Origin of the sequence: Citrobacter sp. U14242 (assembly GCF_046555775.1) — a bacterium.
Taxonomy (GTDB): Bacteria; Pseudomonadota; Gammaproteobacteria; order Enterobacterales; family Enterobacteriaceae; genus Citrobacter.
Genome location: NZ_JBKGLW010000008.1, coordinates 283,590 through 307,676 on the forward strand (window position 1 = coordinate 283,590; position 24,087 = coordinate 307,676).

At 51.9% G+C, this 24,087-nt stretch carries 23 protein-coding genes; 15 read left to right on the plus strand and 8 right to left on the minus strand.

The features are described 5' to 3' along the window. Positions 1–7: 7 nt before the first annotated feature. Positions 8–562: a DUF1722 domain-containing protein gene (locus ACLJXE_RS15465; RefSeq protein WP_005122568.1), complete on the minus strand. Its 555-nt coding sequence runs from the start codon at positions 560–562 to the stop codon at positions 8–10. Between the two features lie 97 nt (positions 563–659). Beyond that, positions 660–866, minus strand: coding sequence for a YbfA family protein (locus ACLJXE_RS15470; RefSeq protein ID WP_005122569.1), 207 nt, complete (start codon positions 864–866; stop codon positions 660–662). A gap of 308 nt (positions 867–1,174) precedes the next feature. On the opposite strand from ACLJXE_RS15470, the gene kdpF reads away from it, so the two are divergent. The 9 genes from kdpF (at position 1,175) to potE (ending at position 13,108) form a co-directional block, all read left to right on the plus strand. Further along, positions 1,175–1,264 carry a K(+)-transporting ATPase subunit F gene (gene kdpF / locus ACLJXE_RS15475; protein WP_001670793.1) on the plus strand — a complete coding sequence of 30 codons (90 nt, stop codon included), beginning with the start codon at positions 1,175–1,177 and terminating at the stop codon, positions 1,262–1,264. Beyond that, positions 1,264–2,943, plus strand: coding sequence for a potassium-transporting ATPase subunit KdpA (kdpA, locus tag ACLJXE_RS15480; RefSeq protein WP_410751328.1), 1,680 nt, complete (start codon positions 1,264–1,266; stop codon positions 2,941–2,943). The genes kdpF and kdpA overlap by 1 nt, the downstream gene beginning before the upstream one ends. A 20-nt stretch (positions 2,944–2,963) precedes the next feature. After that, entirely contained in the window at positions 2,964–5,012 is a 2,049-nt protein-coding gene (kdpB, locus tag ACLJXE_RS15485; protein ID WP_286628342.1) for a potassium-transporting ATPase subunit KdpB, read from the plus strand. A gap of 8 nt (positions 5,013–5,020) precedes the next feature. Further along, entirely contained in the window at positions 5,021–5,587 is a 567-nt protein-coding gene (kdpC, locus tag ACLJXE_RS15490; protein WP_271454911.1) for a potassium-transporting ATPase subunit KdpC, read from the plus strand. A gap of 10 nt (positions 5,588–5,597) precedes the next feature. After that, positions 5,598–8,282, plus strand: a complete 2,685-nt coding sequence (gene kdpD, locus ACLJXE_RS15495; protein ID WP_410751329.1) for a two-component system sensor histidine kinase KdpD — start codon at positions 5,598–5,600, stop codon at positions 8,280–8,282. Next, positions 8,279–8,956, plus strand: a complete 678-nt coding sequence (kdpE, locus tag ACLJXE_RS15500) for a two-component system response regulator KdpE (RefSeq protein ID WP_271442195.1) — start codon at positions 8,279–8,281, stop codon at positions 8,954–8,956. Before kdpD ends, kdpE begins: the two co-directional genes overlap by 4 nt. Positions 8,957–9,233: 277 nt before the next feature. After that, positions 9,234–9,338, plus strand: coding sequence for a leader peptide SpeFL (gene speFL, locus ACLJXE_RS15505; protein ID WP_114149115.1), 105 nt, complete (start codon positions 9,234–9,236; stop codon positions 9,336–9,338). A gap of 255 nt (positions 9,339–9,593) precedes the next feature. Next, complete coding sequence (speF, locus tag ACLJXE_RS15510; protein WP_410751330.1) at positions 9,594–11,792, plus strand: ornithine decarboxylase SpeF; 2,199 nt, start codon at positions 9,594–9,596, stop codon at positions 11,790–11,792. After that, a complete protein-coding gene (potE, locus tag ACLJXE_RS15515; protein ID WP_410751331.1) occupies positions 11,789–13,108 on the plus strand; it encodes a putrescine-ornithine antiporter in 1,320 nt (439 codons plus the stop codon). The genes speF and potE overlap by 4 nt, the downstream gene beginning before the upstream one ends. A gap of 98 nt (positions 13,109–13,206) precedes the next feature. Here the strand turns inward: potE and pgm are convergent, their stop codons facing one another. Together pgm and seqA are read right to left on the minus strand one after the other, a co-directional pair. Further along, positions 13,207–14,847 carry a phosphoglucomutase (alpha-D-glucose-1,6-bisphosphate-dependent) gene (gene pgm, locus ACLJXE_RS15520; protein ID WP_101742411.1) on the minus strand — a complete coding sequence of 547 codons (1,641 nt, stop codon included), beginning with the start codon at positions 14,845–14,847 and terminating at the stop codon, positions 13,207–13,209. Between the two features lie 24 nt (positions 14,848–14,871). Further along, on the minus strand, positions 14,872–15,414 hold the full coding sequence (gene seqA, locus ACLJXE_RS15525) for a replication initiation negative regulator SeqA (protein WP_271441588.1): 543 nt from the start codon (positions 15,412–15,414) through the stop codon (positions 14,872–14,874). Positions 15,415–15,610: 196 nt separating this feature from the next. Between seqA and ybfF the strand changes: the two genes are divergently transcribed. From ybfF to fur, 5 genes are all read left to right on the plus strand, one after another. After that, entirely contained in the window at positions 15,611–16,384 is a 774-nt protein-coding gene (ybfF, locus tag ACLJXE_RS15530; RefSeq protein WP_410751332.1) for an esterase, read from the plus strand. A gap of 128 nt (positions 16,385–16,512) precedes the next feature. Continuing rightward, positions 16,513–16,800 carry a LexA regulated protein gene (gene ybfE, locus ACLJXE_RS15535; RefSeq protein WP_410751333.1) on the plus strand — a complete coding sequence of 96 codons (288 nt, stop codon included), beginning with the start codon at positions 16,513–16,515 and terminating at the stop codon, positions 16,798–16,800. A gap of 155 nt (positions 16,801–16,955) precedes the next feature. After that, the gene (fldA, locus tag ACLJXE_RS15540; RefSeq protein WP_005121401.1) at positions 16,956–17,486 is read left to right on the plus strand and encodes a flavodoxin FldA; all 531 of its coding nucleotides are present in this window, start codon (positions 16,956–16,958) and stop codon (positions 17,484–17,486) included. Between the two features lie 210 nt (positions 17,487–17,696). Then, complete coding sequence (locus tag ACLJXE_RS15545) at positions 17,697–17,783, plus strand: ryhB-regulated fur leader peptide (protein ID WP_100247215.1); 87 nt, start codon at positions 17,697–17,699, stop codon at positions 17,781–17,783. After that, positions 17,776–18,222 (plus strand): ferric iron uptake transcriptional regulator, encoded by a 447-nt coding sequence (gene fur, locus ACLJXE_RS15550; RefSeq protein WP_271441586.1) that lies wholly within the window; start codon positions 17,776–17,778, stop codon positions 18,220–18,222. The genes ACLJXE_RS15545 and fur overlap by 8 nt, the downstream gene beginning before the upstream one ends. 50 nt (positions 18,223–18,272) lie before the next feature. On the opposite strand, the gene ACLJXE_RS15555 is transcribed toward fur, so the two are convergent. Next, positions 18,273–19,145, minus strand: coding sequence for a LysR family transcriptional regulator (locus ACLJXE_RS15555; RefSeq protein WP_410751334.1), 873 nt, complete (start codon positions 19,143–19,145; stop codon positions 18,273–18,275). A gap of 116 nt (positions 19,146–19,261) precedes the next feature. Between ACLJXE_RS15555 and ACLJXE_RS15560 the strand changes: the two genes are divergently transcribed. Then, positions 19,262–19,969 (plus strand): HAD family hydrolase, encoded by a 708-nt coding sequence (locus ACLJXE_RS15560; protein WP_410751335.1) that lies wholly within the window; start codon positions 19,262–19,264, stop codon positions 19,967–19,969. Between the two features lie 61 nt (positions 19,970–20,030). On the opposite strand, the gene chiQ is transcribed toward ACLJXE_RS15560, so the two are convergent. The 3 genes from chiQ to glnS form a co-directional block, all read right to left on the minus strand. Further along, a complete protein-coding gene (gene chiQ / locus ACLJXE_RS15565; protein ID WP_410751336.1) occupies positions 20,031–20,363 on the minus strand; it encodes a ChiQ/YbfN family lipoprotein in 333 nt (110 codons plus the stop codon). A 49-nt stretch (positions 20,364–20,412) separates the two neighbouring features. Then, complete coding sequence (gene chiP / locus ACLJXE_RS15570) at positions 20,413–21,819, minus strand: chitoporin ChiP (protein ID WP_410751337.1); 1,407 nt, start codon at positions 21,817–21,819, stop codon at positions 20,413–20,415. 559 nt (positions 21,820–22,378) lie between these two features. Continuing rightward, entirely contained in the window at positions 22,379–24,046 is a 1,668-nt protein-coding gene (gene glnS / locus ACLJXE_RS15575) for a glutamine--tRNA ligase (protein ID WP_410751338.1), read from the minus strand. Between the last annotated feature and the right edge of the window lie 41 nt (positions 24,047–24,087).

The window sequence follows — 24,087 nt, forward strand, 5'->3', positions numbered from 1 at the left end:
ATAAAAATTAAGCTTTGCCGTGTAAACGCAGAATCGCAGGCCAGAGTTCAAAGTAACGTTGCCCGGACAACCAACTGTTCGGGTGTTCCGTCATATAGTGTTGGAGGAGCATCAATGGCGCAAGCAGCGGCTGCATCTCACGTCGATAGTTATCGATTATTGAGGTCAGTTCCTGACGTTGACGAAGATTGAGTTGGTTACGGAAATAACCCTGCACATGCATCAGGACATTGGTATGGTTGCGTCGGGTCGCGTTATTAAACAGCAGATGAATCAACCGCAAACGGTACTCCGTATAAAAAGCATCGAGGCTTGCCCATTCGTGGATTGCGGCCACAAAAGGGCCGAGTTCACGATACTCCGGTTGGGAGTGTGCCAGTAACACCAGCTTGTAACGGGTGTGAAAATCAATCAATGCGCCACGTGATAATCCGCTCTGGCGCAGTCGGTGCAATTCATGCAAGGCATAAATACGTACCAGTGTATTCTCGTCAAACAGAAATTTATCGTTCGCTTCTGTGGTCAGACAGGCGCGGATACCAACAGAAATTCTCTTGCTCATCGCCACTCCTTATCCGTTACACAGATAAGTGTAGACTGCGACGTATAAAAAAACCGCCACATTGCTGTTGGCGGTTTTTTTGAACCTGAACGGTAACTTAGTAGAAATCGCAGGTGGCTTTTTCAGCCTGCTCCATCCACACCGGCTTATCACTGGTTTTCGACCAGACGCGATGCAGGTAGCTGTAAAAACGGGCACGGTCTTTCCAGAACAGCATGACCGGCAGCGCCAGAACACCAGCCAGTACGGCAAAGGTACGGCGCAAGAAAACAATGTGTGCTGGATATTCTTTATAAAAGTCCATAATCCTCTCCCATATATCTGTTCGGTGAATCGCACCGGAAAAATAAACTTGGTTAACTGGTGAAAATAATACCGCTTTGTGTGTAATTTTGCTACTCATCCGACCACTTATTTTTATCTATTGATGCTCCGTTTAACTTAAATTCGTAAGTAAGTTACATAAAAGTTAAATTAATACTAATCATTAGTTAAATAATGGTCTTTGCCATTTTTATACTTTTTTTACACCCCGCCCGCAGATTTTTGCGAAATCTTTGCAACCAAAAACCTACGCTCTGGTTATCACATTTATGCCACGGGAGGTGCACTGTGAGTGCAGGCGTGATAACCGGCATTGTGCTGGTCTTTTTATTACTGGGTTATCTGGTGTATGCCTTGATTAATGCGGAGGCGTTCTGATGGCAGCGCAAGGATTTTTACTCCTCGCCAGTTTCCTGCTGGTGCTGTTTGTTATCGCCAGGCCGCTGGGCTTTGGGCTGGCGCGTCTTATCAACAATACATCCTTACCCGGCCTTGCAGGCGTTGAGCGTGTGCTGTGGCGTGGGCTGGGTATTTCGCAGCAGGAAATGACCTGGCTGCACTATTTGCTGGCGATCCTCGCACTTAATATCTTCGGTCTGCTGATACTGTTTGCGATGTTGATGGCGCAAAACCTGCTACCGCTAAATCCGCAACAGTTGCCGGGGCTATCGTGGGATCTCGCGCTCAATACTGCTGTTAGTTTTGTGACCAACACCAACTGGCAGTCCTATGCGGGTGAAACCACTTTAAGCTACTTCAGCCAGATGGCCGGCCTGACTGTGCAGAATTTCCTGTCTGCGGCGACAGGTATTGCGGTGATCTTTGCCCTGGCTCGCGCCTTTACGCGCCAGAGTATGAACACGCTGGGGAACGCCTGGGTGGATCTGGTACGCATCACATTGTGGATATTACTGCCGATTTCTCTACTCATCGCGCTGTTTTTCATCCAGCAAGGTACGCTGCAAAACCTGCTGCCTTATCAGGCGATCACCACGCTTGAAGGGGCAAAACAACTGCTGCCGATGGGACCGGTCGCCTCACAAGAGGCCATTAAGATGCTCGGTACCAACGGCGGTGGCTTTTTTAATGCCAACTCCTCACATCCGTTTGAAAACCCAACCGCGCTGACCAACATGGTACAGATGTTGGCCATCTTCTTAATTCCCACGGCGCTGTGTTTCGCCTTTGGCGACGTCGTGGGCGATCGCCGACAGGGACGCACCTTGCTATGGGCTATGTCGCTCATTTTTGTTGTTTGCGTGGCGGTCGTGATGTGGGCTGAGGTTCAGGGTAATTCACATCTGATGGCGTTTGGCGCAGACAGCAATATCAACATGGAAGGTAAAGAGAGCCGCTTTGGCGTGCTGGTCAGCAGTCTGTTTGCAGTCGTCACGACGGCAGCGTCCTGTGGCGCAGTCATCGCTATGCATGACTCCTTCACTGCGCTGGGTGGCATGGTGCCAATGTGGTTGATGCAGATTGGCGAAGTGGTGTTCGGCGGTGTGGGGTCAGGGTTGTACGGCATGCTGCTGTTCGTGCTGCTGGCGGTCTTTATCGCCGGACTGATGATTGGCCGTACCCCGGAATATCTGGGTAAAAAAATCGATGTCCGTGAAATGAAAATGACCGCGCTGGCGATTCTGGTTACCCCTGCGCTGGTGCTGCTTGGGACAGCGATAGCCATGATGAGCGATGCCGGGCGTAGCGCCATGCTCAATCCTGGGCCACATGGTTTTAGCGAGGTGCTGTACGCGGTCTCGTCTGCCGCCAATAACAACGGTAGCGCTTTTGCCGGATTAAGTGCCAACAGTCCATTCTGGAACAGCCTGCTGGCCGCGTGCATGTTCTTCGGCCGCTTCGGCGTCATTATCCCGGTGATGGCGATTGCCGGTTCGCTGGTCGGTAAAAAGAGTCAGCCAGCAAGTCCCGGCACGCTACCTACCCACGGTGCGCTGTTTGTTGGATTGTTGATCGGTACGGTGTTGCTGGTTGGCGCCCTCACCTTTGTTCCTGCGCTGGCGCTTGGCCCGGTCGCAGAATACCTCTCTTTACGTTGAGCGATGCGGAGCACATTGTTATGAGTCGCAAGCAACTGGCACTGTTCGAACCTTCTCTGGTCGTACAAGCGCTGATGGACGCCGTGAAAAAATTAAGTCCACATACTCAGTGGCGTAACCCGGTGATGTTTATCGTCTGGCTGGGCAGCCTGCTGACCACCCTGTTAACGGTAGCGATGGCGACAGGCCATATGTCAGGTAATCCACTGTTTACCGGCGCGATAAGCCTCTGGCTGTGGGTGACCGTTCTGTTCGCTAACTTTGCGGAAGCGCTGGCTGAAGGGCGTAGTAAAGCGCAGGCCAACAGCCTGAAAGGGGTCAAAAAAACCGCCTTTGCCCGCAAACTTCGTGAACCGAAATATGGCGCGCAAATGGATCACGTGCCGGCCGAAGAGCTACGCAAAGGCGATATCGTGCTGGTGGAAGCTGGCGATATTATCCCTTGTGACGGCGAAGTTATCGAAGGCGGCGCCTCGGTGGATGAAAGCGCCATTACCGGTGAATCCGCGCCTGTGATCCGTGAATCCGGCGGCGATTTTGCCTCCGTCACTGGCGGGACACGCATTCTCTCGGACTGGCTGGTGATCGAGTGTAGCGTCAATCCCGGAGAAACATTCCTCGATCGAATGATTGCCATGGTAGAAGGCGCGCAGCGACGTAAAACGCCAAATGAAATCGCGCTGACGATCCTGCTGATTGCCCTGACTATCGTCTTTCTGCTGGCAACCGCCACGCTGTGGCCGTTCTCTGCCTGGGGCGGCAGTGCGGTCAGCGTCACGGTACTGGTTGCCCTGCTGGTCTGTTTGATCCCCACCACGATCGGTGGGCTGCTTTCCGCGATTGGCGTCGCCGGGATGAGCCGCATGCTGGGTGCGAACGTTATCGCCACCAGCGGACGTGCGGTAGAAGCGGCTGGTGACGTCGATGTACTGCTGTTGGATAAAACCGGCACCATCACGCTGGGGAACCGTCAGGCCTCTGATTTTCTGCCCGCCCAGGGCGTGGACGAAAAAACACTGGCCGACGCGGCACAGCTTTCATCACTGGCCGACGAAACGCCGGAAGGCCGCAGCATCGTTGTCCTGGCTAAACAACGCTTTAACCTGCGTATACGTGACGTACAGTCGCTCCATGCCACCTTTGTGCCGTTTACCGCGCAAAGCCGGATGAGCGGTATCAACATCGACAACCGGATGATCCGCAAAGGCTCCGTAGATGCTATTCGTCGTCACGTCGAAGCCAACGGCGGCCACTTCCCTGCCGATGTGGAGCAGAAAGTCGAAAACGTTGCTCGCCTTGGCGCGACGCCGCTGGTCGTTGCTGAAGGTTCACGGGTGCTGGGCGTGATAGCCCTGAAAGATATTGTCAAAGGTGGGATTAAAGAACGTTTTGCCCAGCTGCGCAAAATGGGCATCAAAACGGTGATGATCACCGGCGACAACCGCCTGACTGCTGCAGCAATCGCCGCAGAGGCAGGAGTGGATGACTTTTTGGCAGAAGCGACACCGGAAGCCAAGCTGGCACTGATCCGCCAGTATCAGGCGGAAGGTCGTTTGGTGGCGATGACTGGTGACGGAACCAACGACGCCCCGGCACTGGCGCAGGCCGATGTCGCGGTCGCGATGAACTCCGGGACCCAGGCCGCGAAGGAAGCGGGCAACATGGTGGATCTCGACTCTAACCCCACCAAGCTGATTGAAGTGGTGCACATTGGTAAACAGATGCTGATGACGCGCGGGTCGCTGACCACCTTTAGTATCGCCAACGACGTTGCGAAATATTTCGCCATCATCCCGGCTGCGTTCGCCGCAACTTACCCGCAGCTTAACGCACTGAACGTCATGCGACTGCATTCGCCGGATTCGGCGATCCTGAGCGCCGTCATCTTCAATGCGTTGGTGATTGTCTTCCTGATCCCACTGGCGCTGAAGGGGGTGAGCTATAAGCCGTTATCCGCTTCCGCCATGCTGCGTCGCAATCTGTGGATCTACGGTCTGGGCGGCCTGGTTGTGCCGTTTATGGGTATCAAAGTCATTGATTTACTGCTGACCCTGCTGGGTCTGGTGTGAGGTTTCAGATGAGTGGATTACGTCCTGCATTATCAACATTGCTTTTCCTGATGCTTATCACCGGCGGTGTTTATCCGCTGCTAACCACCGCACTGGGGCAGTGGTGGTTCCCCCACCAGGCTAACGGGTCACTTCTGCGTGAGGGTCAGATAATTCGCGGCTCTGAACTGATCGGACAAAATTTTACCGCCGCGGGTTATTTTCATGGACGCCCGTCGGCAACGGCAGAAGTACCCTATAATCCAATGGCTTCGGGTGGCAGCAACCTGGCAGCGAGCAACCCGGAGCTGGATAAGCAACTGCAAAGCCGGATTGCCGCACTGCGTGCGGCTAATCCACAGGCTAGCCCTGTTGTTCCCGTGGAGCTGGTCACAGCGTCCGCCAGTGGTCTGGACAATAACCTGACCCCCGATGCGGTCGCCTGGCAAATTCCCCGCGTGGCACAAGCCCGCAACCTCAGCGTTGAAGAGGTTACGCAGTTGGTTGCACACTATACGCAAAAACCGCTGGTCAGTTTCATCGGTCAGCCGGTAGTGAACCTGGTGGAACTTAATTTAGCGCTGGATAAGCACTGAGAAAAAGGACATGCATAGCGAACCCCTACGTCCCAACCCCGATCGCCTGCTGGAGCAGACCACCGCGCCACACCGGGGAAAACTGAAAATTTTCTTTGGCGCCTGTGCGGGCGTAGGGAAAACCTGGGCCATGCTGGCGGAGGCACAACGGCTACGGTCGCAGGGGTTGGATGTGCTGATTGGTGTGGTGGAAACCCACGGGCGCAAGGAGACCGCCGCACTACTGGACGGTCTCACCGTACTCCCGTTGAAACGTCAGGCACACCGTGGGCGGCATATCAGCGAATTCGATCTTGATGCCGCCCTCGCCCGCCGCCCTGCGCTGATTTTGATGGACGAACTGGCGCACAGCAATGCGCCAGGCTCACGCCACCCCCGCCGCTGGCAAGATATTGAAGAACTCCTGGAAGCCGGGATTGATGTTTTTACCACCGTTAACGTTCAGCATCTGGAAAGCCTGAATGATGTGGTCAGCGGCGTCACCGGTATTCAGGTGCGCGAAACTGTTCCTGACCCGTTTTTCGATGCCGCTGACGATGTGGTACTGGTCGATCTCCCCCCCGACGATTTGCGTCAGCGCCTGAACGAAGGCAAGGTCTATATTGCCGGTCAGGCAGAGCGTGCAATCGAGCATTTCTTCCGCAAAGGTAATTTGATAGCGCTGCGCGAACTGGCTCTGCGACGCACCGCCGATCGGGTAGACGAGCAGATGCGTGCCTGGCGGGGGCGTCCAGGAGAAGAAAAAGTCTGGCATACCCGCGATGCCATTTTACTGTGTATTGGACACAACACCGGCAGCGAGAAACTGGTGCGCGCCGCTGCACGCCTGGCGGCACGTCTCGGCAGCGTCTGGCATGCGGTATATGTTGAAACACCTGCGCTACACCGGCTACCTGAAAAACAGCGGCGGGCAATCTTAAGCGCGCTGCGACTGGCACAGGAACTGGGGGCAGAAACCGCCACGCTCTCCGACCCTGCCGAAGATAAAGCCGTTGTCCGTTATGCCCGGGAACACAACCTGGGGAAAATTGTGCTTGGGCGTCCGACCACCCGTCGCTGGTGGCGCAGCGATTCCTTTGCAGACAAGCTGGCGCATCGCGCACCGGATCTTGACCTGATGATTGTCGCATTGGACGATCCGCCTTCTCGCCAGACATTACAAACCACGGATAACCGCACCTTTAAGGATAAATGGCGAGTACAAATCCAGGGTTGTGTGGTCGCTGCTGCATTGTGTGCTGTTACGACGTTGATTGCCATGCAGTGGCTGGTTGCATTTGACGCAGCCAACCTGGTGATGCTCTATCTACTGGGCGTGGTGGTGATCGCCCTGTTCTACGGGCGCTGGCCGTCAGTGGTAGCCACTTTTATCAACGTCGCCAGCTTTGATCTCTTCTTTATTGCTCCACGCGGCACGCTTGCCGTGTCTGACGTCCAGTACCTGCTTACCTTCGCCGTGATGCTAACGGTCGGCTTGGTTATCGGTAATCTGACCGCGGGGGTACGTTATCAGGCCCGGGTTGCACGCTATCGTGAGCAACGAACGCGGCACCTGTATGAGATGTCAAAAGCCCTGGCTGTAGGGCGCAGCCAACAGGATATCGCGGCGACCAGCGAACAGTTTATTGCCTCGACGTTTCAGGCCCGCAGCCGGGTGTTATTGCCTGACGAAAACGGTAAGTTGGTTCCCCTGACGCATCAGCAGGGTATGACACCGTGGGATGATGCCATTGCCCAGTGGAGTTTTGACAAGGGGCAGATGGCAGGTGCCGGCACCGACACATTACCAGGCGTTCCCTATCAAATTTTGCCGTTAAAAAGCGCCGATAAAACCTATGGGCTACTGGTGGTGGAGCCAGGAAACCTGCGTCAGCTGATGATCCCGGAACAGCAACGTCTGCTGGAAACCTTCACCCTGCTGGTGGCCAGTGCGCTGGAGCGCCTGACTCTGACGGCCAGTGAAGAGCAGGCCCGCTTTGCCAGCGAGCGAGAAAGTATTCGCAATGCACTGCTCGCCGCCCTGTCCCACGATTTACGCACGCCGCTGACGGTGCTGTTCGGTCAGGCGGAGATATTAACGTTGGATCTGGCAAGTGAAGGTTCGCCACACGCGCGCCAGGCCAGCGAGATCCGCCAGCACGTACTGAATACCACCAGACTGGTCAATAATCTGCTGGATATGGCGCGGATCCAGTCTGGCGGCTTTAATCTTAAGAAAGAGTGGCTAACGCTGGAAGAAGTGGTAGGCAGCGCCCTGCAAATGTTGGAGCCTGGGCTGGCAACACCAATTAACCTGTCACTTCCGGAGCCGTTGACGCTGATACACGTTGATGGACCACTCTTTGAGCGGGTGCTGATCAATCTACTGGAAAATGCCGTCAAATACGCAGGTCCGCAGGCGCAAATCGGTATCGACGCCCAGGTCGACGGCGAGCATCTGCTGCTGGATGTTTGGGACAACGGGCCCGGTATTCCTGTCGGCCTGGAACAACGTATTTTCGACAAGTTTTCCCGTGGAAACAAAGAATCATCGGTACCGGGTGTGGGATTGGGGCTGGCAATTTGTCAGGCGATTGTCGACGTGCACGGTGGCACGATTTCTGCTCATAATCGTCCGCAGGGAGGGGCGTGTTTCCGTGTTACACTGCCGCAGGAAGCGCCCCCTGAACTTGAAGATTTTCATGAGGATATGTGACAAACGTACTGATTGTTGAAGATGAACAAGCCATTCGTCGCTTTCTGCGTACCGCGCTGGAAGCTGATGGCCTGCGTGTGTATGAAGCGGAAACGCTGCAACGTGGTCTGCTGGAAGCCGCCACACGAAAACCCGATCTCATCATTCTCGACCTCGGTCTTCCGGACGGTGACGGTATTGATTTTATCCGCGACCTGCGGCAGTGGAGCGCGATCCCGGTGATCGTGCTGTCAGCCCGCAGCGAAGAGAGCGATAAAATCGCCGCGCTGGATGCCGGTGCCGATGACTATCTCAGCAAGCCATTCGGCATTGGCGAGCTACAGGCTCGTTTACGCGTTGCACTGCGACGCCACGCTACCGGCCCCTCCCCTGATCCCGTGGTGCAATTTTCTGATGTAAAGGTGGATATTGCCGCGCGTCTGGTTCATCGCGGGGATGAGGAGGTTCATTTGACGCCAATTGAGTTTCGCCTGCTGGCCATACTACTCAATAATGCCGGAAAAGTGCTGACCCAACGCCAGTTATTGAATCAGGTGTGGGGACCGAATGCCGTTGAACACAGCCATTACTTACGTATTTATATGGGTCATCTGCGCCAGAAACTGGAACTGGATCCGGCTCGCCCACGCCATTTTCTTACCGAAACCGGGATTGGCTACCGGTTTATGCCGTGAATTATTATTCATTTTTTTTGATTAATTAATAAATATAATTTTCATTACTCACTCTGCTGCATAATAATTATTATGCAGCCAATTAAACATTGCCCAAAATAACAAAACACAAATATGAAACATTTAATCAACAAAAAGGCATCTTATCTCACGATATGCATAATTGACGACTAAATATTTTGGAAATGATCATTTTTTATTGATCATCTTCACGGTTTACAGCCATTTCCTGGATAAAATACCCGCACCTTCCACTAATCCAGTAAAGGTAACTAAAATGGAAAATAATAGTCGAACAATGCCCCACATAAGGCGAACAACGCATATTATGATGTTTGCCCACCGTAATAGCTTTGACTTTCACTTCTTTAATGCCCGTTAGTCACTCGACTAAGGGCACTCCAGTATACAGGTCTTCCTGACTATCTGTATCGCAGGCTAACGCCTGTATCCGCAGTGCTCTCCCTGCATAACCCTGTATTACCTGTGACCGGACCGGTTAGGGTTTATTGCATCTTCAAAAAAGCAATTTACTGATTTATTTATCAGCGGTATGACTTTGCTTTTTTTCCGGAGTTATCAATTTCTCATTTGAGAAATTGAGGACCTGCTATTACCTAAAAATAAAGAGATGAAAATGTCTGAATTAAAAATTGCCGTAAGCCGTTCCTGCCCTGATTGTTTTTACACGCAACGTTCCCGTGTAAATATCGATGAAAGTAATTTTATTGATGTTGCTGCTATCGTGTTATCCATCAATGATGTTGAACGTGGAAAACTCGATGAAATTGACGCCACCGGCTATGGGATTCCTGTTTTTATCGCCACCGAAAATGAAGAGCGTGTTCCACCTGAACATCTGCCGCGTATCTCTGGTGTATTCGAATGTAATGAAGCCCGTACCGCCTTTTATGGTCGGCAGTTAGAAACCGCCGCCAGCCATTATGAAACGCAGTTACGTCCGCCATTCTTTCGTGCGCTTGTCGACTACGTCAATCAAGGCAACAGCGCCTTTGATTGCCCAGGTCATCAGGGTGGCGAGTTTTTCCGTCGCCATCCCGCGGGTAATCAGTTTGTCGAATATTTCGGCGAAGCGCTTTTCCGCTCCGATTTGTGTAATGCCGATGTCGCAATGGGTGACCTACTGATCCATGAAGGTGCCCCCTGCATTGCACAACAGCATGCAGCCAAAGTCTTCAACGCAGATAAGACCTACTTCGTACTAAACGGGACGTCCTCATCAAATAAAGTCGTACTTAACGCGCTGCTCACCCCTGGCGATTTGGTGTTATTCGATCGCAACAACCACAAGTCAAACCACCACGGCGCGTTATTACAGGCTGGGGCTACGCCGATATATCTGGAAACAGCACGTAACCCGTACGGCTTTATCGGCGGGATTGACGCACACTGCTTTGAGGAAAGCTATCTACGTGGACTGGTAAACGAAGTTGCGCCTCAACGTTCGAAAGATGTGCGTCCATTCCGTCTGGCCGTGATTCAGTTAGGTACCTACGATGGCACGATCTATAACGCCCGTCAGGTGGTCGATAAGATTGGTCATCTGTGCGACTACATCCTGTTTGACTCCGCGTGGGTTGGCTACGAGCAGTTTATCCCAATGATGGCCGATTGCTCTCCGCTGTTGCTGGATCTCAACGAAAACGACCCCGGCATTCTGGTCACCCAGTCGGTGCACAAACAACAGGCGGGTTTCTCTCAGACTTCGCAAATCCACAAAAAAGACAGCCACATCAAAGGCCAGTCTCGCTACGTGCCCCATAAACGAATGAATAATGCGTTCATGATGCACGCCTCCACCAGCCCGTTTTATCCGCTGTTTGCCGCGCTGGATATCAACGCCAAAATGCATGAAGGCGTCAGCGGACGCAACATGTGGATGGATTGCGTCGTAAATGGCATCGATGCTCGCAAACTGATCCTGGAAAACTGCCACCATATCCGCCCATTTGTACCTGAGATGGTCGCGGGCAAACCGTGGCAAGCTTATCCCACGACTGAAATCGCCAGCGACCTCCGTTTCTTCCACTTTGTCCCAGGAGAACACTGGCATGCCTTTGAAGGTTATGCCGAACACCAGTACTTTGTGGATCCATGCAAATTGCTGCTCACCACACCAGGGATCAATGCACGTGATGGCGAGTATGACACTTTCGGCGTTCCGGCCACCATTCTGGCTAACTTCTTGCGCGAAAATGGTGTGGTGCCCGAAAAATGTGACCTCAACTCCATCCTGTTCCTGCTGACCCCAGCAGAAGATATGGCGAAGCTACAGCAGCTTGTCGCTCTGCTGGTGCGTTTCGAAAAACTGCTGGAAGCTGATGCTCCGTTGGCCGACGTTCTGCCTTCGATCTACAAACAGCACGAAGCCCGCTACGCCGGTTACAGTCTGCGCCAGCTGTGTCAGGAAATGCACGATTTGTACGCCCGCCACAACGTGAAGCAGTTACAGAAAGAGATGTTCCGTAAGGCACATTTCCCGCACGTCAGCATGAATCCCCAGGATGCCAACTATGCATATCTGCGTGGTGAAGTTGAACTGGTGCGTCTACCGGACGCTGAAGGTCGTATCGCGGCGGAAGGCGCGCTTCCTTATCCTCCGGGTGTGCTGTGTGTGGTTCCGGGTGAAATCTGGGGCGGTTCAGTATTACGTTACTTCAGCGCGCTGGAAGAAGGGATCAATTTGCTTCCGGGTTTTGCGCCTGAACTCCAGGGGGTCTACATCGAAGAGCACGATGGTCGTAAACAGGTGTGGTGCTACGTAATCAAGCAACAAAGCGCGCAACACGCTCTGTTGAAAGGGGAAATGTTATGAGCAAAGCCAAATCCAATAAAATGGGCGTCGTCCAGCTCACCATCCTGACCATGGTTAATATGATGGGATCGGGAATAATCATGCTGCCCACCAAACTTGCGGAAGTCGGCACCATCTCGATCATTTCGTGGCTGGTTACTGCTGTCGGTTCAATGGCGCTGGCCTGGGCCTTCGCAAAATGCGGTATGTTCAGTCGCAAATCCGGTGGTATGGGCGGTTACGCGGAATACGCCTTTGGCAAATCCGGTAATTTTATGGCGAACTACACCTATGGCGTTTCACTATTAATTGCCAACGTAGCCATCGCAATCTCTGCCGTGGGTTACGGTACCGAACTGTTTGGTGCCGCACTGACACCTGTGCAGATTGGCCTGGCAACCATCGGCGTGCTGTGGATCTGTACCGTCGCCAACTTTGGCGGTGCGCGTATTACCGGACAAATCAGCAGCATCACCGTCTGGGGCGTCATTATTCCGGTTGTCGGTCTGTGCATCATCGGCTGGTTCTGGTTCAGTCCGACACTGTATGCTAACTCCTGGAATCCACATCACGTACCATTCTTCACGGCGGTAGGTTCTTCCATTGCGATGACTTTGTGGGCTTTCCTGGGTCTGGAATCCGCCTGCGCCAACGCCGAAGTGGTCGAAAACCCGGAACGCAACGTGCCGATTGCAGTACTCGGCGGTACGTTAGGAGCAGCTGTGATTTATGTCGTCTCAACCAACGTGATAGCGGGGATTGTGCCGAATATGGACCTGGCTAACTCTACTGCGCCGTTCGGTTTAGCCTTTGCACAAATGTTCACCCCGGAAGTCGGTAAAGTGATCATGGCGCTGATGGTGATGTCCTGCTGCGGTTCACTGCTGGGTTGGCAGTTCACTATCGCCCAGGTATTCAAATCGTCGGCTGATAGTGGTTACTTCCCGAAAATCTTCTCCCGCGTGACCAAAGTAGACGCGCCGGTTCAGGGGATGCTGGCAATCGTAATAATCCAGAGTGGTTTATCGCTGATGACCATCAGCCCGTCGCTGAACAGTCAGTTCAACGTGCTGGTCAACCTGGCGGTCGTGACGAACATCATTCCGTATATTCTGTCGATGGCCGCACTGGTTATTATTCAGAAGATGGCGAATGTTCCGTCATCGAAAGCGAAACCGGCAAACTTTGTGGCGTTTATTGGCGCATTGTACAGCTTCTATGCGCTCTACTCCTCTGGCGAAGAAGCGATGCTTTATGGTTCTATCGTGACCTTCCTCGGCTGGACGCTGTATGGCCTGGTATCACCGCGCTTTGAACTGAAAAATAATCACAGTTAAAGCCCGATAAAAAAGCCCGGTGGCGCTAGCGCTTACCGGGCCTACGATCGCTTTTGTAGGCCGGGCAAACGTCGCACCGCCCGGCACACAAATTGTACTTATGCGTTCTTCAACACTTCGCTGACAATCTCAACAGCTTCTTTCTCAATCTGCTTGCGATGTTCTTCACCCAGGAAGCTTTCGCAGTAGATCTTGTAAGCGTCTTCGGTACCTGACGGGCGTGCGGCAAACCAACCGTTGTCAGTCATAACCTTCAGTCCGCCAATCGATGCGCCGTTACCTGGCGCTGCTGTCAGACGCGCAGTGATGGGATCCCCCGCCAGCGTGCTGGCGCTAACCATTTCCGGAGAGAGCTTAGACAACGCAGCTTTCTGCGCGGAGGTGGCTCCAGCCTGAATTCGGTTATAGCTCGGTGCACCAAAGCGCGCCGCCAGTTCGTTGTAATGTTCTTGCGGGTTCTTGCCTGTCACTGCCGTAATTTCCGCTGCCAGCAGGCACATGATGATGCCATCTTTGTCAGTGGACCACGGTGTACCGTCGAAACGCAGGAAAGATGCACCCGCACTTTCTTCGCCGCCGAAACCAAAGCTACCGTCGAACAGACCGTCAACGAACCATTTGAACCCCACCGGCACTTCGACCAGTTTACGTCCCAGGTCGTTTACCACACGATCGATCATCGCGGAGGACACCAGTGTTTTACCCACAGCAACATCTTTGCCCCACTGCGGGCGATGCTGGAACAGGTAGTTGATCGCGACCGCCAGATAGTGGTTCGGATTCATCAGCCCAGCAGGCGTTACGATACCGTGACGGTCATAGTCCGGGTCATTGGCAAACGCCAAATCGAACTTGTCACGCAGCGCCAGCAGACCGGCCATCGCGCATTCGGAAGAGCAGTCCATACGAATGGCGCCGTCTTTATCAAGATGCATAAAGCGGAAAGTCTGATCGACCTGATCGTTAACGAGGGTCAGATTCAGGTTGTAGTGCTGAGCGATACGCTTCCAGTATTCAATACCGGAACCACCCAGTGGATCAACGCCCAACGTCAGACCCGCTTTCTGGATTGCTGCCATATCGACGATATCTGCCAGCCCTTCCACGAAGGGTTGAACCAGGTCTTGTTCTTTAACATGACCGGACGCCAGTGCGGCATCCAGCGGAATACGCTTCACGCCTTTCAGACCATCAGCCAACAGTGCATTAGCCCTGTCTTCTACAACTTTGGTGACGTTGGTATCTGCCGGGCCACCGTTTGGCGGGTTGTATTTAATTCCGCCGTCTTCTGGTGGGTTATGGGACGGTGTGATCACAATACCGTCAGCCAGCGGACCGCCTTTTTTATTGTGGACCAGGATAGCATTAGACACGGCAGGTGTTGGCGTAAAGCCGTTGTTTTCCTGCACGATGACATCAACACCGTTCGCCGCCAGCACTTCCAGTACAGAGATAAATGCCGGTTCAGACAACGCGTGGGTATCCTTGCCCACATAGCACGGGCCAGTAATCCCGTTTTTCGCACGTTCTTCGGCAATCGCCTGAGCGATAGCCAGAATATGCGGCTCATTAAAACTATGACGACCCGCACTACCGCGATGCCCGGATGTACCGAACTTCACCGCGTGCTCCGCATTCCCTGCCGTCGGTTTTAGTACATAGTATTGCGCCGTTAACTGGGCGACATTAATCAAATCACTCTGTTGCGCAGGTTGACCTGCACGGTTGTGGATTGCCATTGCCTGGTCCTTCTAGTGCAAGGATTAAATTGTTCCGCAAACCTTTTCAATCAACTCCGCGGGGAATTGCATTGACTGCATGATGTGTTCAACCATGCTGCATTTACGGCCGGTATTCGTGTTGGTGATCACCCAATATGGCGTGCCTGGCACGTGTTTTGGTTTGGTTTGATTACCATTTTTCAGCAACGTCTGTTCATCCGCTGCGAAGTAGACGCGCGTGCGGCCATGCAACGATTCTGTTGCTTGTGCAAACGCGTGTTGATCCAGTGAGTAAAGTGTAGACAGCACCAGCATAAAGCGATTCACTGCTTTTTTCTGTTCCGCATACTCATCGGAAAGCAGCAGTTCACGCATGGCGCGCACTTTGTCTTTCGCGGGGTTGACCGGCTTGGCTTCCACGACAGGTTGCACGGCGCGGACTTCTTTTACTACCGGAGTGACAGGCTGTGATGCGGCGGAAAACTTCAACATACGCCGTAAAATGTCGGATGCGCTCTCGCCAATATGCTTGGTGTGGCTGGCAATATAGCTATAGAGTTCATCATCAACTTCAATCGTTTTCATCTTAATCCAGTGCAATGTTTGGCTGAATACAAGTTGTCAGGACTTTACACGCTGTAGTGTAAAGGCAAATCCTGACAGCGGATAGCGTCAAGCCTGGTGACCAGCAAAACTCGGAGTAACCGTAGTTGTTGCAGCCATGTGGCAGAATGGTCAACATGATACCCTAACCCGTGAGTGTGAAAAAAAGAACTTTGCCATGAAATTGAATATCCGAGCGCAATCTGCGCAAAACCCGCACAATAATTCTCCCATCGTCCTGGTTCACGGTCTGTTTGGCAGTCTGGATAACCTGGGCATACTGGCGCGCGATCTGGTCGTTGATCACGATATCATCCAGGTCGATATGCGAAATCATGGCCTCTCTCCCCGCTCACCAGAGATGGATTATCCAGCAATGGCGCAGGATCTGTTGGATACTCTCGATGAGCAACACATCGAAAAAGCGACCTTTATTGGGCACTCCATGGGGGGCAAAGCCGTCATGGCGCTCACTGCTCTCGCACCGGAACGGATCGACCAGCTTGTGGCTATCGATATCGCCCCGGTTGACTATCACGTACGCCGCCACGATGAGATTTTTGCCGCCATTAACGCGGTAACAGATGCCCAGGCCTCCTCGCGCCAGCAGGCCGCGAGCGTCATGCGTCAGCATTTGCAAGAAGAAGGCGTGATCCAGTTTCTGCTGAAGTCTTTTGTCGAGGGCGAGTGGCGCTTTAACGTCCCGGTGTTGTGGGAGCAGTATCCCCATATCGTGGGATGGGAAACCCTACCCGCCTGGGAACACCCGGCGTTGTTTATCCCCGGCGGTAATTCACCTTATGTGACTGAAGCGTATCGCGAGCAATTACTGGCCCAGTTTCCGCTGGCCCGCGCACACGTTATTGCCGGTGCAGGCCATTGGGTACATGCAGAAAAACCAGATGCCGTGCTGCGCGCTATCCGTCGTTATCTGAGTGAGAAGGTTAACTGATTAAAAACTCAGCGTCCGCGCGCGATTACGCGCGTGGGCGTTGGCGCGCCTCCCCTGCTGATGTATTATGGCGCGCTATCCATCCGGGCAGACGCCTGGCTGATTGTTTCCCCGAAGTCACCAAGATCATGGCCAAAGAACAAACGGACCGTACGACATTAGATCTGTTCGCGCAGGAGCGTCGCCCGGGACGACCCAAAACCAATCCGCTTTCGCGTGATGAACAGTTACGTATTAATAAACGTAATCAGCTTAAACGCGACAAAGTTCGTGGACTCAAGCGTGTCGAACTGAAACTGAACGCGGATGCCGTTGACGCTCTGAATGAATTGGCGGAAGCGCGCAGCATGAGTCGCAGTGAACTCATCGAAGAGATGCTGATGAACCAACTCACCGCATTGCGCGGTCAGGCTTAGTCTGAATTTCTGCTCTAAATCATAAATCGTGTAGCACAGAGTGCAGTCCCGCATGTTTGCTGTTTCCGCATGCCGGACTGTTCTGCTATGATTGCCCTTATCCGTGGGCAATGCGCCACCACCATTTCAATAAGTTTCAAGAGGTTATTTTACTCATGGCAATCACTGGCATCTTTTTCGGCAGCGACACCGGTAATACCGAAAATATCGCAAAAATGATTCAAAAGCAGCTTGGTAAAGACGTTGCCGATGTACATGACATTGCAAAAAGCAGCAAAGAAGACCTGGAAGGGTATGACATTCTGCTGCTCGGCATCCCAACCTGGTACTACGGTGAAGCGCAGTGCGACTGGGATGACTTCTTCCCTACTCTCGAAGACATTGATTTTAACGGTAAACTGGTGGCATTGTTCGGCTGTGGCGACCAGGAAGATTACGCAGAATATTTCTGTGATGCGTTAGGCACCATCCGCGACATCATTGAGCCGCGCGGCGCTACCATCGTCGGCCACTGGCCAACGGCGGGTTACCATTTTGAAGCGTCCAAAGGTCTGGCAGATGACGACCACTTTGTGGGTCTGGCTATCGATGAAGATCGCCAGCCGGAACTGACCGCTGAACGCGTAGAAAAATGGGTTAAGCAGATCGCTGAAGAGCTGCACCTCGACGAAATCATCAATGCCTGATTTCGTGCGGCGTAGATATTCATCTGCGCCGCATCAATAGATAAAACCAATCAAAATAATTGCTACAAATTTGTAACTTTTTCGCCTGACCCTGTACAATGGCTGGATGCCAATCGGGTATTGCACAGTGTGTTTGTCGGTGATACCACGTTTTGATTAACAATATTTGCCAGAGACTTGCAGTTTTCATTTGGGCATGGCAGTTCTATAATGATACGCATTATCTCAAGTGCAATTTCTGTCACTTCTGTTAATGAAGTGAACCGTTTAGCTACAGGACAGATTCCGCATGACTGACAACAATACCGCATTAAAGAAGGCTGGCCTGAAAGTAACGCTTCCTCGTTTAAAGATTCTGGAAGTTCTTCAGGAACCGGATAACCATCACGTCAGTGCGGAAGACTTATACAAACGCCTGATCGACATGGGTGAAGAAATTGGTCTGGCGACCGTGTATCGCGTGCTGAACCAATTTGATGATGCCGGAATCGTGACCCGCCATAATTTTGAAGGGGGTAAATCCGTCTTCGAACTGACCCAGCAACATCATCACGATCACCTGATTTGCCTTGACTGCGGCAAAGTGGTCGAGTTCAGCGATGACTCCATCGAAGCGCGTCAACGTGAGATTGCGGCTAAACATGGTATTCGTTTAACTAACCATAGCCTCTATCTGTATGGTCACTGCGCTGAAGGCGATTGCCGCGAAGACGATCATGCGCACGACGCCAAATAATGTGATGCTTTCTGAAAAGCCAACCTTACGGTTGGCTTTTTTCTATCTTGCTACAACGCAAATATCCCCTTTTTACGCATCATCACCTGTAAAAATAGGTCTCGTAGAGGATGTGAGAATTCTGGATTCCATGCGATTCCAATATTCCACATGGCTGGTGAATCACTCAATTCAATCAGTCTCACCCCTACAGGCAGGAAGTTATTAACACTCTCAGGCAAAAACGCGACACCATTGCCCCCAGCAATCAGCGCCAGTAAGGTATGGATATCATCTGCAACCGTTACCGGTGAAGCCTGAATATTCTTTTGCGATAAAAAAATGCGCGACTGTTCCGCCAGACACGGCTCTCGCAGGGGATTAACCTGCAATACTGAATAGCAATTGAGCGCACTGTACACATCCATTTGTCCATCCATGGGCGTAGCCAGCACAATGCGTTCTTGTTTAATGACCCGATACGCAAGTGCGGGGGTTACTGGTAGTCGAAGAAAAGCAATATGGAGTCTTCCATCCAGCAGCATTCCACTCTGAACGCTTGAAGGAATATCTTTCAGCGAAAACCGTACTTGAGGGTAGCTTTCGCAAAAATCCTTAATCCATGTTGGAACCAGGCTAAACGTTGACAAACCAAATCCCACAGCCAGCTCCCCCACAGATCCATGCTGTATGTCATAGGCATAATTCAGGAAGTCGTCATAGCCTTTAAGCAGTTCACAGGCTCTCGAATAGAGCAAGGCCCCCTGCTCAGTGAGTACCGCACCATGACGGCCACGAATAAAAAGATTGAAGCCAAACGTCTGTTCCAACGACTGGATCTGTTTGGTCAACGCAGGTTGCGTTATGCAGAGAACCTCGGCTGCGCTACGATAACTCCCCAGTTCAGCCAAAGTAACGAACGCCTGTAATCGTCTGGTTTCCATTCCATTCTCTCATCTACGCGGGAAAAAACAGCATTATACAGACCTCACTTCTGACGACATTATCCATAAAAAGCCGCAAATGTACGGCAATCAGGTAACTCAATGTTGGAGGAAAAATGTCTGGCGCGAAGCAAAATATTGCCGCTGTTCTTTTTGATATGGACGGCGTATTGATCGATTCGAACAGTGTTATTGAACGAGCCTGGAGTGAAGCAGCTCAAATGTACGGGCGTACAATCAGCACTGCCGATATCGTTAATCATATCCACGGCCAACCTGGACCACACACTCTACGCGCTTTATTCAGTGATTTATCGCTTAGCGATCGTGAAAAAGTGCAGCAATACATTATTGATGCAGAAAATAATGCTGAATATCAACCTATTGCAGGCATTTCAGCACTGATCGCCGCACTGGCTCAGGCAGGTATCACCATCGGAATTGTGACAAGCGGTTGGCGATATAAAATTAACCGCGTTATTGATTTACTTGATGCACACGGCGCGATTTCCGTAATTGTAGAGCGTGATGATGTTGAACGAGGTAAACCCTGGCCAGACCCTTATTTGTTAGCCATACAACGTCTTAAGATCCCCGCAGAGACAGCTCTGGTCTTTGAAGATTCAGCCAGTGGGGTTACATCAGCCGTTCGCGCAGGTACTTTTTGTGTAGGGATTGGCGGTAAGTCACTACTTTCTTATGGTGCAAAATACGCCATTGCTGATTTTAGCGACGTTCATTTTTTTCCGTCTGACGAAGGGCGACCAGTTCTGGAGATGTTCCCCGGCAACTGCGTACAATTTGACTGCATTGCGAGTAGATAGGATGAAATAACGATCAGGCCGGAGCCGTTCTTGCGCTCCGGCCCTTAAAGGAAAAGAGGCCTTATTTCACAGCGTTCTTGCTGCGAATTTCCTGCCAGACCTTGTCGCAATCGGCCGAAACGGCCTGATCGTTACCCGTACGCGTTGCCTGGATACACTGCTGGTAATCCAGTACGCGCACGCTTTCTTCATTGGCAAACTGCTGATGCTGTTTTTCTTTCTTCAGCACGTTTAACACGCTCTGACAGGCCTCGATTTTCTCCGGCGAGCCCTGCGCAGTATTGATACAAGCGCTGTAAGCTTCCTTAAGATGGCTATCTTCTTTCGGCGCTGGTGATTGCGCGCAGGCAACCAGCCCTGATGCCATGACGGCGATGAGTATCAGCTTTTTCATAACACACTCCTCAACAAAACGGCAGGCTTGCGGCCTGCCGCCGTCGGCATTAGAAGATGGTGAACGGAGCAATAACGATGAATTTCACGTCACGCTCATCCTGGAAGATGTTACCGTAACCACCGCCCCAGCTCGGAATATCTGAATGGTTGTCGTACTGGGTGAAGTGCAGTTTAAACATAGTGCCCTTCGCACGGCCGTCCTGCAGGGTATAGACCGCATCCAGGCTGTAAGACGACTCTTCGATAGTACGATTTTTGTCGTAGTACGCATCCGGGTTGAGCTGCCAGGTAGCCGGTTTAGCATCCCATGCGTAAACATAGGAGGCACCCACAGCCCAGCCTGGCAGGTTCCAGTTCTTCAGGTCATACATCGCACCGAAGAAGACCGCTTTTTCGCCGTTGGCGTTGAAGTCAGAACGGTTATCCCACCAAACGTCCAGACGACCGTTTGAAGACGCATAGGTCGGAGTCATACGCTGCAGGAAGTAGCCCTGCTGCCCGTCAGCTTTAACCCAGGTCCCTTCCAGTCGCAGATCCACGACTTCTGCCACTTTGTAGCCGAAGGTCAGTGCCTGCAGCCAGGCCGTGCCATCATAAATGTCGTTAACCGTGCGGTCATCAACCTTATCGCGGGCGCCGTAGAACTGGTAGCTGGTTGTAAACGGGTTACCGCCTAGATCAAATTTGTAGCTGGCTTTGGCGAAATACTGATCGACGTAGCCTTCAGACTGACCGAATGCCGCTTCCAGCAACAGGTTATTTTTGAAGTCATACTTTGCGCCGATTGAATGGAGGTAATCAACTTTGGTCTTTTTATCGGCTTGATAGAATTTATCGACTTCGGTGTGCCACGGAGCTTTATATTCGTTGGCCCACATATAGGAGAAGCTCAGCGCACCCGCATCGTCATAATCGAAGTTGGCACCGGCTTCAGCACCCTGATAGGTACCAGGCATAAAGCTCCAGTGTGGTGCCAGCAGAGTTTGCCCGGTTGGCTGAATATAACCGGCGCGCGCCCAGGTCGGGCCAAATTTAAATTTAGCTGCCGCTTTATACAGGCTGATCCCGCTCTTATCGCCGGAGTAATCTTCGTCATAGCCTTTATTTTTTGAAGAGAATGCGATTTCGTTTGGATGGCCGCTTTCGCTACTTTCGTTCATTTCAATAGCGGTAAATGCTGCGACATCAATACCAAACATATCCGCCACGTAACCGGACTGGAAGTCGAGGTTTGCGTTCCAGGTGGAGTGAGAAAGGTTAGTTTTGTATTTGTCATGATCGGTCACATCTTTACGGTCACGCTCACGCTGCCAGTAATAAATGCCACCAGTTAAGGTAGAGTCATCAATAAAACCTTCGGCGTGAACCTGGGGAGCGACAACAAAACCCGACATTGCTGTGATACCGGCGATAGCCAGCGCCAGCGTACTACGTTTGCCACTAAACGTACGCATATGTTAATCCTCTTTGACGTATAACCCTTCGTCTTTCAAGCCGCATCTGCGTTGGCTTTCCTCGCTCATCCCAGTCACGTACTGATGTACGCTCCCGGGAATTCACTGCGTCGCCGCCTTGATGCAACTCGAAATCCATTGGGTATAAAATGCTGTCACCAAAGGCAAACAGCGAAAAAGCAAAAATTAAAAAAAGTAGCGCTGAGAAAACCTCATTGACTACAATGAATAGACTATTTTTCGCGACGCGAATTATCAATCTCTTTCTGTAACGAGTATGTAATAGTATGAGCAACCGCACATATTTGATTGCTTTCTGTTACATTTTCATTGGCAGATAAAAAAGCGTTGAACAATTGAAAAAAACGCTTGTTTTCCATGAGGATGAAATCGGTTTCAGCCAATTTCATATTGAGGTAAGTTATTTGACCGCAAAAGCATTCAGCCATTCCATTATTACAGGCATGTAATTAATTCGCTCCGCAAATGGAGCCTGGTACGCGTTTTTTTGCGAAAAAAACGCCGCATGATGCGGCGTTTAGACAGGATGTATAGCGACTTATTCGCCGACTTTAGCCCACGTATCGCGCAGACCCACGGTGCGGTTAAACACCAGCTTGTCTGCCGTTGCATAACGGCTGTCCAGACAGAAGTACCCTTCACGCTCAAACTGGAACGCTTTACCTGCAACCGCAGCCTGCAGCGACGGCTCACCGTAACCCTGCTTAATCACCAGCGATTCCGGGTTAATGACGGACAGGAAGTCTTCCGCCGCGCCAGGGTTTGGTACGCTGAACAGACGATCGTACAGACGGATTTCAATCGGCAGCGCATGAGCCGCACTTACCCAATGAATAACGCCTTTTACTTTACGTCCATCGGCCGGATCTTTGCTCAGGGTGTCGGCATCGTAGGTGCAGAAAATGGTGGTGATGTTACCTTCCGCATCTTTCTCTACGCGCTCGGCTTTAACAACATAAGCATTACGCAGACGGACTTCTTTGCCCATTACCAGACGCTTATACTGCTTGTTGGCTTCTTCGCGGAAGTCAGCCCTGTCGATCCAGATTTCACCGCTGAACGGCACTTCACGGCTGCCCATTTCCGGCTTGCTCGGATGGTTAGGCATCGTTACCAGTTCACTTTCGCCCTGCGGATAGTTTTCGATAACCAGTTTCACCGGATCGATAACGGCCATCGCGCGCGGTGCATTTTCGTTCAGATCTTCACGGATGCAGGATTCCAGAGAAGCTATTTCAATGGTGTTATCCTGTTTGGTCACACCAATGCGTTTGCAGAATTCACGGATAGCGGCAGCCGTGTAACCACGACGGCGCAGACCCGAGATAGTCGGCATACGCGGGTCGTCCCAGCCTTCAACGTGCTTGTCGGTCACCAGCAGGTTCAGCTTACGCTTGGACATCACGGTGTATTCCAGATTCAGGCGCGAGAATTCGTACTGACGCGGATGAACAGGAATGGTGATGTTGTCCAGCACCCAGTCGTACAGACGACGGTTGTCCTGGAATTCCAGCGTACACAGTGAATGCGTGATGCCTTCCAGCGCATCGCTGATGCAGTGGGTGAAGTCGTACATCGGATAGATGCACCACTTATTACCGGTCTGATGGTGTTCGGCGAACTTAATGCGATACAGCACCGGGTCGCGCATGACGATAAACGGCGAGGCCATATCGATTTTCGCTCGCAGGCAGGCTTTACCTTCTTCAAAACCGCCGGTACGCATTTTTTCGAACAGCGCGAGGTTCTCTTCAACGCTGCGATCGCGGAACGGGCTGTTTTTACCAGGCTGAGTCAGCGTGCCGCGGTATTCACGGATTTCGTCAGCAGACAGTTCGTCGACATACGCCAGACCTTTGTTGATAAGTTCTACCGCGTAAGCATGTAGCTGATCGAAGTAATCCGACGAGTAGCGAATGTCGCCAGTCCAGTGGAAACCTAACCATTCAACGTCGTTTTTAATCGATTCAACGTACTCGATATCTTCTTTAACCGGGTTCGTATCATCAAAACGCAGGTTGCACTGGCCCTGGTAATCTTGCGCAATACCAAAGTTCAGACAAATGGATTTCGCGTGGCCAATGTGCAGATAGCCATTTGGCTCCGGCGGAAAACGGGTATGGATAGTGGTGTGCTTACCACTGGCCAGATCTTCATCGATGATCTGACGAATAAAGTTACTCGGGCGGGCTTCAGCCTCACTCATCGTGGATTCCTCAAAGCGTAAACAACGTATAACGGCGTATG